Source organism: Alterirhizorhabdus solaris (assembly GCF_007785815.1).
In the GTDB taxonomy this organism is placed as follows: Bacteria; Pseudomonadota; Alphaproteobacteria; order Sphingomonadales; family Sphingomonadaceae; genus Alterirhizorhabdus; species Alterirhizorhabdus solaris.
Genome location: NZ_VNIM01000053.1, coordinates 1 through 12,483, shown reverse-complemented (window position 1 = coordinate 12,483; position 12,483 = coordinate 1). Strand labels below are relative to the sequence as shown.

The window sequence follows — 12,483 nt, the reverse complement described above, 5'->3', positions numbered from 1 at the left end:
TGGCTTCTCAGGATGCGCGGTCGGAGGATGTCGTCCCGCGCTGGCCACGGCGAAATTTCGTCCACAGGTGGCGCGCCAGCAGCAGCGGCGGCATCCGGATCCAGTGCGAGCGGATGTAGAAGGCGAGGCGCAGCGCCGGCCGCGTTTCCCGCCCCCAGCCGTCGCGGGCCAACAGGCGGCGCGCGTACAGGCGGTCCGCCCACCGCGCCCGGCCGATGGGCAGCCCCTCCATCGGCGTCGCGTAAATCGGCGCGGACAGCCTCAGCGCGCGCGCCACATGGGGGATCAGGTTATGCCGCCGGGCGGAGGCGGCCAGCGCAGCGGGAAACTCCGCATCACCCGCGTGCTCCCGCACCAGCCGGTCGATATCCCACAGGTTCCGCAAACCGCCGGCCAGATCGCCATCGGCGAACAGGTGCGCGGCGGCATGCACGATCATGTCCGCAGGCGACGGCACGCGCAGGCCGTTCTCCAGCGCCACGCTGTCCGCGATCAGCGCCGTCGCATCGGGCGTCGGGCGGGCGGTGAGCGGCAGGATCGTGTGATGGACGTCGATCATGCGATCGCGCTCAGGGTGGGTCAGCGGCGGCAGTTCGTGCATCCAGCGGCGATAATAAAGGTGGTCGTAGGGATCGGGCTTTACCCATTCCCAGCCCGCGGCGAGCAAGGCTGCCTCCACCGCGTCCAGCGCATCGCGCGGTACGAGGATGTCGAGGTCGCCGATCGAGCGCCCCTGCCCCGCCGCCAGCCCGGCCGCGACGAAGGCGGTGCCCTTCAACAGCACCACCGGCACGCCCAGCGTCACGAGCGCCCGGCGGGCCATCTCCGCCTCCCACAGCGCCTGCACCCGGCCGTGCTCGGCGGAAGTGCGCGCATCGTCAAGGATTGCCCTCACCGCCGGCGGCAGGGCAAGCCCGTGCAGGCGATGGGCGAGGCTGCCGATCAGCAGTTCGGCGCGGGCGACCGTCAGCACATCCTGCCACGCGCCCGGGCCGAGGGCGGGTGCCGCCTGCGGATCCGCCAGTACCGCTACGAGCAGGCGCGTCGGGCTCATCGCGCCGTCTCCGCCCACAGCCGCTCGACCAGATCGATCGCCGCCGCCGTATCGGGATAGTCGATCGCCATCGCCGGAACGCCCCGCACCAGCCCGGTCAGCGCGGCGAACCCCGCTTCGCCCAGCACGACATAGTTGGTCGAGGCCTGCGTCAGCCGCACGAACGTCTCGATCGCGCCCATCGGCCGCACGTCCGCCGACGCGCCGAAACGGGGGAACAGCAGCATCGCGGGGGTGGCCGGCTCGTCCATTCGCGCCAGCGCGTCGGCGGCGGGGCGCAGGTGGCGGATGTCGCCCTTGGGCGTGCCGGGGATCAACGGGCCGAGCCGATCGGCCGCCACCTCCGCCGCCATCACCGCGATCGCCTCGTTCTTCAGGCTCACCGGGCGGGGGAACGGGTGGATCACGCCGCTTGCCGGATCGAGCAGCGCGAACTCGTCGCCCAGCAGCCGCCATCCGCGCTCACCGAGCAGCGCCGACAGCGTCGATTTGCCCGCACCGGAATGGCCGGACATCAGCAGCGCCCGCCCGTCCCGCTCCACGCAGGAGGCGTGGAGCAGCAGCCAGCGCCGCGCGCCCAGCGCCATCTGCAGGTTCATCCCCATCTCGGCGGCGAGCAGCCCCTGCGCCAGCGGTAGCGGCGCGGCATCGGGCAGGGTGAAGTCGCCGCGCACCATCGCCGAGGGGCGCAGCCAGCGGCGCCACGGCCGGGTCGGTTCCAGCCGCACGGTAAAGTCCGCGATGCCGTCACGCGGGGGCGGATAGCCTGCGTACAGCCGTCGCATCGCCGCGATCGGCTGCGGCCAGGCCGATCCGACGCGGAAACCGACCGGGCCTATGCGAACGGAGAAGGCGTGCCTCACCCGGCCACGCGCCCGCCGATGCCGGGCGCCACCGCCACCAGGCCCACCGCCGCAAGCTCCCCCAGCCGGGCGGCGATCACGGCCGCGGCATCCTCCCCGTCGCCATCACCGATCGCGTGGGAAACGGCCAGCCGCGCGGCCAGCGTCGCCGGATCGGCCGGGCCATCGGCCAGCGCGGTGAGGATTTCCGGTGCGGGCGGCAGCAGCACGTGGGTGATGCCGGACGGGCGATGGTACAGCAGCGTCATCCCCTCCGCCTCCACCGACAGGCGGCAGGCGGGCGGATCGACGCGATAGACCGGCATCGGCGGTGGCGGCGGTGGCGGCGGGGCCGGGGTCAGCGGGCAGGACTCAGGCGCGCGGCATCTGCAGCGACTGGTAGCAGGTGAAGCCGCTCATCCCGTTCTGCAGCTTGCGGATATAGGCCATGTAGGCGCGGCTCGTCTCGTAATCGGCGCCGGGAAAGTTGGCGCCCTGCATCGCCTTGCGGATGTCCTCGGCTTTCAAAGGCCGGTTGGGCGGGCGAAACGACCCGGCGGTGCCGGCATCGACCAGCTGGCCGCGCCCGTCGATCCACTTGCCCGCGCCGAGCCGGGGATCGGGCACCGGCACCTCGCAATTCATCACGGAGCCGACAGTCGCCGCCAGCGCCGGGCGGATCGTGACGACGGTGGAGGCAGCGGCAGCGCCCAGCATCAGCCGGCGACGCGTGGCGCCAGCCCCTGACGGCGGCACATCCCCGGCCGGCGGCATCGTGCTGCCTCCGTCGCCGCTGGCGTTCCCATCATGCCGATCGTCGGTATCTTCGCTCATCGTGCCACCCTATGCCCGTGCCCGCTACTTAAACGTAAAGACCGGCGATGGCGATATGTCGCACGGCATCGCTATGAAACGGCGACTCGCGAGATCTGGGAGGAAAGCGACGCATGGACCGGCTGTTCGATCGCCGTGGCGTCATCGTGTTCGTGGCGGCGTTCGGCGTGGCGACCTTCGTGTTGCTGGCGCCCGCCATGGCCGGGGCCGTGGTGGCGGGGCTGGCGAGCGGGACCGCCTTCTGGTTCATCCTGTGCCCGGCCGCGCCCGCGCCCGCGCCCGCGCCACCCGCCGCCCCGCCCGAACCGGGGCTGGCCGCCGTCGCCGCCACGATCGACGAGCCGCTGCTGTTCGTCGAGCGGATGCAGGTGACCCACGCCAACGCCGCCGCCACCGCGCTGCTGGGCGAACACATCGTCGGCGAGGATGCCCGGTTGGCGATCCGCCACCCGGCCGCCGGCGCGCTCTTCACGGGGGCCGAGGGTCGGCTGCCGACCCAGCCCATCGTGCTCGGCGCGATCGGCGGCGGCGTGGGGCGGCATTGGGAGATGGCGATCCACCCGGTCGGCGAGGGCGGGCTGCTGGTGCGCCTGGCGGACCGCAGCGAGGCGCGCGCGGCCGAGCGGATGCGGGTGGATTTCGTCGCCAATGCCAGCCACGAGCTGCGCACCCCGCTCGCCACGCTGCTCGGCTATATCGAGACGTTGCAGATGGCCAACGGGCCGGAGGATGCCGCCACCCGCCTGCGCTTCCTCAACACCATGTTCGGCGAGGGCAAGCGGATGCAGCGGCTGATCGAGGACCTGATGTCGCTTTCACGCATCGAGGCCGAGCAGCACAGCGCGCCGCAGGACGCGGTGGCGCTCGATTCGCTGGCGGCCGAGGTGCGTGACGCCATCGCCAGCGCGCGATCGGTGGAGCGCGACCGGATCGAGATCGCGGTGGACGGTGCCGCGCCCGTTGCCGGCGATCGCGCCCAGCTGTCGCAATTGCTCCACAACCTGATCGGCAACGCGCTGAAATACGGCCGGCCCGGCGGCGCGGTGCAGGTGCGGGTGGCGCGCGAGGCGGCAGGGCTGCGACTGAGCGTGACCGACGAGGGCGCCGGCATCCCGCGCGAGCATCTGCCGCGCCTGACGGAGCGCTTCTACCGCGTCGATCCGGGCCGCAGCCGGGCGGTGGGCGGCACCGGCCTGGGCCTCGCGATCGTCAAGCATATTGCGGAGCGGCACCGGGCGCGGCTCGATATCGCCAGCGTCGTCGGGCAGGGAACGACTGTTTCCGTCCTGTTTCCGCTGCCGGGGGAGGCGCTGTCATCAAAGAGTCACACGATCGTCACACAGGACGCATCGAAGGCGTCGATAGGCACCCCCAAGGGCGCCTGATCGCAGGCGAAACGGAGGCTCATTTGACCAGACACCTATTGATGGCCGGCATCGCCGCGCTGACGCTCGCCGGTTGCCAGGACAAGAGCGGCGGCGGCAGCGAGGCGGGCGGCGCCTCGCGCGACCAGATCCGCGCGGTCGGTTCCTCCACCGTCTATCCGTTCACCACCGCCGTGGCCGAGCAGTTCGCCCGCAAGAACGCCGGCTTCAAAGCGCCGATCGTCGAGTCGACCGGCACGGGCGCGGGCATGAAGCTGTTCTGCGCCGGCGTCGGCGCGCAGTTCCCCGACATCGAGAACGCCTCGCGTCGGATCAAGAAATCCGAGGTCGAGGATTGCGCGAAGAATGGCGTGAAGCAGATCATCGAGGTGCAGATCGGCATCGACGGCATCGCGCTCGCCGAGAGCAAGGCCGGCCCGGCGATGGCGCTGACGCAGGAAGACATCTACAAGGCGCTGGCCGCCGAGCCTTACGGCAAGCCGCAGACCGCCAAGACGTGGAAGGACGTGAACCCGTCGCTGCCCGCCACCGCCATCCGCGTGCTCGGCCCGCCCCCCACCAGCGGCACGCGCGATGCCTTCGCCGAGCTGATCCTGGACAAGGGCTGCAACGCCGATCCCGCGATGGCCGCCCTCAAGAAGACCGACGCCGACAAGCACAAGGCGATCTGCACCAAGGTGCGCGAGGACGGCGCCTACGTGGAGTCGGGCGAGAACGACAACCTGATCGTGCAGAAGCTGGAGGCCAACCCGGACTCGGTCGGCATCTTCGGCTACAGCTTCCTCGAGGAAAACGCCGACAAGCTGCGCGGCATCGCGATCAAGGGCGTGGTGCCCACCTACGAGACGATCGCGAGCTACCAGTATCCCGGCGCCCGCCCGCTCTACATCTACGTGAAGGGCGCGCACCTGACCGCGATCCCCGGCCTCAAGCAGTTCGTCGCCGAATATGCCAGTGCCTGGGGGCCGGACGGCTACCTCAAGCGTCGCGGCCTGATCGCCGCCCCGGCCGACGTGCGCGCGAAGAACGCCGAGATCGCGACCAAGCTGACGCCGTTCGATCCCGCGCAGGCGGAATGATCGGACCATGTCGGGCCTCGCTCTCCTTCTCCTGATCCTCGGTCTGGGCATCGTCGCCTGGGGCACCGCGCGCGCCAAGGCGAGCCGGTTCGTGCCCGTAGGCGGCCAGCGCGCGCACAGCCGCCCCAACTATCACGGCTGGTACGTGGCGTTGTGGGCGGCGGTGCCGGCGCTGATCTTCCTCGTCGTGTGGAGCAGCGTGGCGCCCGGCCTCGTGATGGGCACCGTGCTCGACACGCCGGCCGCCGCCGCCCTCCCCGCCCCCGGCATGGAACGCAGCGCGATCCTCGCCGAGGTGCGCGGGCTGGCGGACGGCACCGTCGCCGCCGCGTTCAACCCGGTTTCGAACACATTGGCGCCGGCATATAAGGCCGCCTCCACCCGCTATGCCATCATCGGTACGCTGGCGGCGGTGCTGCTGGCATTCGCCGGCGGCGCGTGGGCGTTCACCCGCCTGACCCCCGATTTCCGCGCCCGCACCCGGGTGGAGCGGGTAGTGATGGGGGCGCTGCTGATCGCCTCGCTGATCGCGATCCTGACGACGCTGGGCATCGTCGCCTCGCTGCTGTTCGAATCGCTGCGCTTCTTTGCCAAGGTGAACCCGCTCGAGTTCCTGTTCGGCCTCACCTGGAGCCCGCAGACGGCGATCCGTGCCGATCAGGTCGGCTCTTCCGGCGCGTTCGGCGCGGTGCCGTTGTTCTGGGGCACGATCTTCATCGGCGCGATCATCGCCATGATCGTGGCGATCCCGCTGGGGCTGATGAGCGCGATCTACCTGACGCAATATGCCAAGCCCACCACGCGCAAGTGGATGAAGCCGATCCTCGAGATCCTCGCCGGCGTGCCGACGGTGGTGTACGGCTATTTCGCCGCGCTCACCATCGCCCCCGCGCTGCGCACCTTCGCCGTCTCGATCGGCATCACCAGCGCCTCGTCCGAAAGCGCGCTGGCCGCCGGTCTGGTCATGGGCGTGATGATCATCCCGTTCGTCTCCTCGATGGCGGACGACAGCATCGCGGCCGTGCCGCAGTCCATGCGCGACGGCAGCCTCGCGATGGGTGCCACCACTTCGGAGACGATCCGCAAGGTGCTGGTGCCGGCCGCGTTGCCGGGCGTGGTGGGTGGCGTGCTGCTCGCCGTATCCCGCGCGATCGGCGAGACGATGATCGTGGTGATGGCCGCAGGGCTCGCCGCTAACCTCACGCTCAATCCGTTCGCCAGCGTCACCACGGTGACGACCCAGATCGTGCAGCTGCTGACCGGCGACCAGGAATTCGACAGCGCCAAGACGCTCGCCGCCTTCGCGCTCGGGCTGGTGCTGTTCCTCGTCACGCTTGCGCTCAACATCGTCGCCCTGCGCGTCGTCAAGAAATACCGGGAGGCCTATGAATAGCACCCTCGTGGCGGGCGTTCCGGCAACGGGCGCCGAGCCGCCCGCCCCGGCACGCACGCCCACCGACTGGCGGGGCGCGAAGATGCAGGGCAGCATCCGCCGCCGTTATGCCGCCGAACGCCGCTTCCGCCTGCTGGGCCTCGGCGCGGTGCTGCTGTCCGCCGGGTTCCTCGTCTTCCTGCTGTGGACGATGGTGGGCAACGGCGCGCGCGGCTTCACCCAGACCGAGCTGCGGCTCGACGTCGACTTTCCCGCCTCCACGCTGATGATCGATCCGGCAGCGCTCGCCGGGCCGGGCAAGGATGCGGCGCTGGCCGGTGCGGATATCGAGGGCGCCACCACCGCCGCCGCCACCGCCGCGTTCGGCACCGATGGCGAGCGCCTGCTCTCCGATGGCGCATGGCTGACGGTGCGCGACGCGATCGCGGCCGATCCGACGATCCTGCGGCGCAAGGCGCAGATCTGGGTGCCCGCCGCGACCAACATCGATCTGGCCGCCAAGGGCGATGCCGCCCCCGAGGACGAGGCCGCCTATGCGCGGCTCGACAAGGCCGGCGTCACCAAGACCGGGCTGAACCTCACCTTCCTGAAGAACGCCGACTCCACCGACCCGACGCTGGTGGGCGTCTGGGGCGCGCTGAAAGGCTCGCTGCTGACGATGTTCGTGACGATCGTGCTGGCCTTTCCGGTCGGCGTGCTCTCCGCGCTCTACCTGGAGGAATATGCCCCGCGTAACCGCTGGACGGACCTGATCGAGGTGTCGATCAACAATCTGGCGGCGGTGCCCTCGATCATCTTCGGCCTGCTCGGCCTGGCGGTGTTCCTGAACTTCATGGACATGCCGCGCTCCGCCCCGATCGTCGGCGGGCTGACGCTGGCGCTGATGACGATGCCGGTCATCGTGATCGCCGGGCGCAACGCGATCAAGTCCGTCCCGCCGTCGATCCGCGATGCCGCGCTCGGCATCGGCGCATCGCGGGTGCAGGTGGTGTTCCATCACGTGTTGCCGCTCGCCCTGCCCGGCATCCTGACGGGCACGATCATCGGCATGGCCCGCGCGCTGGGTGAAACCGCACCGCTGCTGATGATCGGCATGCGCGCGTTCATCGCCTCGCCCCCGGGCGGGCTGACCGAGCCGGCCACCGTGCTGCCCGTCCAGATCTTCCTCTGGTCGGACGAGGTGAGCCGCGGGTTCGTCGAGAAGACGTCCGCCGCGATCATCGTGCTGCTGGTGTTCCTGATGCTGATGAACGGCATCGCCATCTATCTCCGCAATCGCTTTGAAAGACGCTGGTGATGACCACGGACACGCTCAACGATCTCGCCGCGCACCAGCAGGTCGCCCCGGTCGAGACGCTCAAGATGACGGCGCGCGGCGTCAACGTCTTCTATGGCGCCAAGCAGGCGATCAACAACGTCTCGATCGACGTGACGCAGGAGAACGTGACAGCGTTCATCGGCCCGTCGGGCTGCGGCAAGTCCACCTTCCTGCGGACGCTCAACCGGATGAACGACACCGTGTCGTCGGCGCGGGTGGAGGGCGAGATCACGCTGGACGGCGAGAACATCTACGCCGCCTCGATGGACGTGGTGCAGCTACGCGCGCGCGTCGGCATGGTGTTCCAGAAGCCGAACCCGTTCCCGAAGTCGATCTACGAGAACGTCGCCTACGGCCCGCGCATCCACGGTCTCGCCTCGGCCAAGAACGACATGGACCGGATCGTCGAGCAGTCGCTGCGCCGCGCCGGCCTGTGGGACGAGGTGAAGGACCGGCTGACCGACAGCGGCACCGCGCTTTCCGGCGGGCAGCAGCAGCGGCTGTGCATCGCCCGCGCCATCGCGGTGGATCCGGAAGTGATCCTGATGGACGAACCGTGCAGCGCGCTCGACCCGATCGCCACCGCCAAGATCGAGGAGCTGATCCACGAGCTGCGCGGCCGTTATGCGATCGTGATCGTTACCCACAACATGCAGCAGGCGGCGCGCGTCTCGCAGCGCACCGCCTTCTTCCACCTCGGCACGCTCGTCGAATATGGCGACACGTCGGATATCTTCACCAATCCCCGCGAAACGCGGACCAAGGATTACATCACCGGCCGCTACGGCTGAGGCCCGGAGCGATCGCAAGCGGCTTCAGGGCCGCGGTTCGTCGATCGCGAAAAACGAGGAATTGAGGATGGCGACGACCAACGGACATACCGTCAAGGCATTCGACGAGGACCTCGGCCAGCTGCGCGGGCTGGTGGCGGAGATGGGCGGGCGCGCGGAGGCGGCGATCTCGGGCGCGATGCAGGCGCTCGTCCGCCGCGATCTCGATGCCGCCGCGATGATCGTGGAGGAGGATCGCAAGATCGACACGATCGAGACGGAGATCGAGCGGCAGGCGCTGCGGCTGATCGCGCTGCGTGCGCCGATGGCGGACGATCTGCGCGAGATCCTCGCCGCGCTCAAGATTTCGGGCGTAGTGGAGCGGATGGGCGATTACGCCAAGAACATCGCCAAGCGCGTGCCGGTGCTGGAAGGCGCCAAGGCGATCGAGCCGTTGTCGATCCTGCCCGCCATGTCGCGCGCCGTCTCGGACATGGTGAAGGCCTCGCTCGACGCCTATGCCGCGCGCGATCCGCAGGCCGCGATCCTGGTGTGCGAGAGCGACAAAGCCGTGGACGATTTCTACAACAGCCTGTTCCGCGCTCTGCTGACGCACATGATGGAGAACCCGCACACCATCACGGCGGCCACCCACCTGCTGTTCATCGCCAAGAACCTCGAACGGATCGGCGACCACGCGACGAACATCGCCGAGATGGTCTATTTCGCGGCGACAGGCCACCAGATGGCCGAACGGCCGCGTGGGCTCGACAGCCTGGCGCGAGCGATCTGATGGCCCGCGCCCGCCTCCTGCTGGTCGAGGACGACGTCGCCCTTGCCGAACTGCTGATCTGGAACTTCGAGCGCGAGGACTTCACCGTCGAGCACACCGCCGACGGTGAGGAGGCGCTGATGCTGGCGCGTGAGCAGCCCCACGATCTGGTCCTGCTGGACTGGATGATCGAGGGCGAGATCTCCGGCATCGAGGTCTGCCGCCGCCTGCGACGGCTGCCCGAGACCGCCAACGTGCCGATCATCATGCTGACGGCGCGTGGCGAAGAGGAAGACCGCGTGCGCGGGCTGGAGACGGGAGCCGACGATTACGTCACCAAGCCCTTCTCTCCACGCGAGCTGGTCGCCCGCGTCGGCGCGGTACTGCGGCGGGTGCGCCCGGCGCTGGCGGGCGAGCGGCTGGCCTATTCCGATATCGAGATGGATACCGTCGCCCACCGGGTGAAGCGCGGCGGCGACAGCGTGCCGCTGGGGCCCACCGAGTTCCGCCTGCTGCGCCATTTCCTCGAACACCCCGGCCGCGTCTTCTCGCGCGAGCGGCTGCTCGACAGCGTGTGGGGCCGCGAGGCGGACATCGAGCCGCGCACGGTGGACGTCCATATCCGCCGCCTGCGGAAAGCGATCAACGAGGGCGGCCGCTCGGACATCATCCGCACGGTCCGCTCGGCGGGCTACGCGCTGGACGAAGAGGCGGCCTGACGCCGGGGGCCGCCCGACCGTCATGCGGAGCGGCCCTACCCCTTCTTCTTCGTGTCCAGTTCCAGCCAGTCCTTGAACGGGCGGCGGTACATGGCATCGAGCACTTCCAGCTGGATCGCCACCGGCTTCGCGCTTTCGGAATTCCACAGCACCGCCACGCCGTCGCGCGTCTTCGGGTCGAACGCGATCATCGAGCGGTAGCCGCGCACCGCGCCGCGATGGCCGACGATGCCGTGGCCGACATACTGATAATCGCGCCAGCCCAGCCCATACCAGCCATCGGTCAGTTCGCGGTCGAACAGCGTCCCGCGCTTGCGCGCGGACGCGGTGGAGACGCGCGGACGGTGGATCGTGTCGAGTACGCGCCTGGGCAGCACGTTCTTCGCCTGCCCCATCTGCGCGCGCATCCACGTGCCGAGATCGAGCACCGAGGAGTTGATCCCGCCCGCCGCCGGTACGCGATAATAAGCGTCGTCCACCGGCACCGTGCGCCGCCCCACATGCGGCCGGGCCCAGCTTTGCGCGCGCATCAGGCCATCGCGCGTCACGCTGGCCGAGTTCATGCCGAGCGGGGTGAACAGGCGTTGCTTCACCGCATCCTGATAACTCTGCTTCGTCACCGAGCGGACGATCTCGCTCGCCGTGTCATAGGCCACGTTCTGATAGGCGAAGCAGGTGCCGGGGGCGCAGTAGCGATCCAGCCCGCCCAGCGCGGTGCGGATCACGCGCGGATCGATCCCCTCCTCCAGCTTGTCGTCATAGGCGTTCTTGACGATGCCGAGGCGGTGCGAGAGCAGATTCTCGACCGTCACCACCCGCTCGCTGCCGCCGGGCAACCGCAGCGACGTGCCGAAGCGCGAGACCGGCGCCTGGAGCGACAGCTTGCCCTCGTCCGCCAGCTTGCCGATCAGCGTGCTGGCGACGCCCTTGGAAAGCGAGGCCCAGCGGAACACGGTATTGGCGGTCACGCGGTCGTCCGATCCGGCGGTGGTGACGCCGTAGCCCTTCACGAAACGCAACTCGCCGTTCTCGACCACGGCAACGCCGAGGCCCACCATGTCCTTCGCCTCGACCAGACGGGCGAGCCGGGCATCGAGACGGGCGTAGTTCACCTTGGCGGGTGCGGTGCCGGCGCGGGGGCCGTCGGCGATCGTCAGCCGGACGGAGGGGGGTGCCGCCATCGCCGCGCTGCCGCTACCGTTCCGCTCCCACCCGGCCTTGCCGATCGTGAGCAGGCCGATGCCGGTGATGCCCACCACCGCCGCCACGCCGACCTTGAACGAGGAGGTCCAGATCCGGGACCGGGGCGGCGTGCGAAGGGGGGTGGTCACGGTCGCGGGAACTCGATCGATCAGGAGGGCCGCCTCCCGAACCGGGAAGCCGTTGCCGCCGGTGAATAAACCGCGCGACGCCTAGGTCAATCCGACACGACCGTACCATCGTCAGGGCGGGCGCGGCGCGCGCCATGTCGTATCAACCGGGCCTGGGTGGCGGGCGATGTCAGGGGCAATGGCCTTCTTGCCGTCATCCGCGATCTGTCCCCCGCGACGGCTGTGAGACGCAACCGTCACCCGTGTGCGGGACCGACCGCCGGAAGCGCGCTCCATCGGATGGGGCATCTTTTGAAGCGCGCCCGACGAGAGGGCATCGATCCAGCGGCCGGCGGTGTTTCGGAACAAACGTTCGCCATTACGCGCGGCCGTTCAATATCTGGAAAGTCCCGCCGGCCCGGGCAACCTGTGATGTGCTCGGAACGATCGCCTGCGCCTGGACCGTTCCAGCGTGAATATCGATCGCCGCACCGAAGAGCGGCCGTCGACCTGATGGACGATTGTTACCGGCCCCTCGTTCATCACGTTGCTGACCCAGCGATGGCGACAGCCCGGATCGTTGACTTCGAGACGCCCCCTGATGCCATCTGCACCACGCCCCCGAGCGCATCCCGCCTCAAGACCTCGATGCCGCTCGCTACCGTTCTCTGACGGGATGATCCGGACGACGCTTCCACAAACATATCGCCGCGGCCCTGCCATGCAGGGTCACGCTTCACAGCCTCAAGATCGCATCCGTACTCGCCGGGCGGCGATATCCGCCCTGCGCTCCACCAACACGCCCCCCGCCGGGTCGACAGCCCCGCGCGGTTCACAGCGCCGGAGAGGCTGCCGGAAATGGTCCCGGCGCGTCAGTCCGACGCCGCTCGCCTCATGCGGCCTGCGCCACGCCCGCGATCGCCCCACGCACCGCATCGAGCGCGGCCTGCGCCTGCGTGCCGTCCGGTCCGCCACCCTGCGCCATGTCCGGCCGGCCGCCGCCGCCC

12 protein-coding genes are annotated in these 12,483 nt (G+C 69.7%); 7 read left to right on the top strand and 5 right to left on the bottom strand.

The features are described 5' to 3' along the window. Positions 1 to 7: 7 nt before the first annotated feature. The 4 genes from FOY91_RS13125 to FOY91_RS13110 are packed head-to-tail and all read right to left on the bottom strand — an operon-like array spanning position 8 to position 2,730. Entirely contained in the window at positions 8 to 1,054 is a 1,047-nt protein-coding gene (locus FOY91_RS13125; protein WP_145152643.1) for a nucleotidyltransferase domain-containing protein, read from the bottom strand. Further along, positions 1,051 to 1,917 (bottom strand): HprK-related kinase A, encoded by an 867-nt coding sequence (locus FOY91_RS13120; RefSeq protein WP_145152640.1) that lies wholly within the window; start codon positions 1,915 to 1,917, stop codon positions 1,051 to 1,053. Before FOY91_RS13120 ends, FOY91_RS13125 begins: the two co-directional genes overlap by 4 nt. Beyond that, positions 1,914 to 2,222 (bottom strand): HPr-rel-A system PqqD family peptide chaperone, encoded by a 309-nt coding sequence (locus tag FOY91_RS13115; RefSeq protein WP_145152637.1) that lies wholly within the window; start codon positions 2,220 to 2,222, stop codon positions 1,914 to 1,916. The genes FOY91_RS13120 and FOY91_RS13115 overlap by 4 nt, the downstream gene beginning before the upstream one ends. A 46-nt stretch (positions 2,223 to 2,268) precedes the next feature. Continuing rightward, the gene (locus tag FOY91_RS13110) at positions 2,269 to 2,730 is read right to left on the bottom strand and encodes a hypothetical protein (RefSeq protein ID WP_338062084.1); all 462 of its coding nucleotides are present in this window, start codon (positions 2,728 to 2,730) and stop codon (positions 2,269 to 2,271) included. A gap of 113 nt (positions 2,731 to 2,843) precedes the next feature. Here FOY91_RS13110 and FOY91_RS13105 point away from each other — a divergent pair, with 113 nt between their 5' ends. From FOY91_RS13105 to phoB, 7 genes are all read left to right on the top strand, one after another. Next, entirely contained in the window at positions 2,844 to 4,115 is a 1,272-nt protein-coding gene (locus FOY91_RS13105) for an ATP-binding protein (RefSeq protein ID WP_145152634.1), read from the top strand. A 41-nt stretch (positions 4,116 to 4,156) separates the two neighbouring features. Continuing rightward, positions 4,157 to 5,194, top strand: a complete 1,038-nt coding sequence (locus FOY91_RS13100) for a substrate-binding domain-containing protein (RefSeq protein WP_145152631.1) — start codon at positions 4,157 to 4,159, stop codon at positions 5,192 to 5,194. 7 nt (positions 5,195 to 5,201) lie between these two features. Continuing rightward, a complete protein-coding gene (pstC, locus tag FOY91_RS13095) occupies positions 5,202 to 6,587 on the top strand; it encodes a phosphate ABC transporter permease subunit PstC (protein ID WP_145152628.1) in 1,386 nt (461 codons plus the stop codon). Further along, positions 6,580 to 7,884, top strand: coding sequence for a phosphate ABC transporter permease PstA (gene pstA / locus FOY91_RS13090; protein WP_145152625.1), 1,305 nt, complete (start codon positions 6,580 to 6,582; stop codon positions 7,882 to 7,884). The genes pstC and pstA overlap by 8 nt, the downstream gene beginning before the upstream one ends. A 65-nt stretch (positions 7,885 to 7,949) precedes the next feature. After that, on the top strand, positions 7,950 to 8,696 hold the full coding sequence (gene pstB / locus FOY91_RS13085) for a phosphate ABC transporter ATP-binding protein PstB (protein WP_238995683.1): 747 nt from the start codon (positions 7,950 to 7,952) through the stop codon (positions 8,694 to 8,696). Between the two features lie 61 nt (positions 8,697 to 8,757). Beyond that, a complete protein-coding gene (phoU, locus tag FOY91_RS13080; protein WP_203234562.1) occupies positions 8,758 to 9,468 on the top strand; it encodes a phosphate signaling complex protein PhoU in 711 nt (236 codons plus the stop codon). Further along, complete coding sequence (phoB, locus tag FOY91_RS13075; protein WP_145152615.1) at positions 9,468 to 10,166, top strand: phosphate regulon transcriptional regulator PhoB; 699 nt, start codon at positions 9,468 to 9,470, stop codon at positions 10,164 to 10,166. The genes phoU and phoB overlap by 1 nt, the downstream gene beginning before the upstream one ends. 35 nt (positions 10,167 to 10,201) lie before the next feature. Here the strand turns inward: phoB and FOY91_RS13070 are convergent, their stop codons facing one another. Next, positions 10,202 to 11,497, bottom strand: coding sequence for a serine hydrolase domain-containing protein (locus tag FOY91_RS13070; protein ID WP_238995680.1), 1,296 nt, complete (start codon positions 11,495 to 11,497; stop codon positions 10,202 to 10,204). Positions 11,498 to 12,483 lie beyond the last annotated feature (986 nt).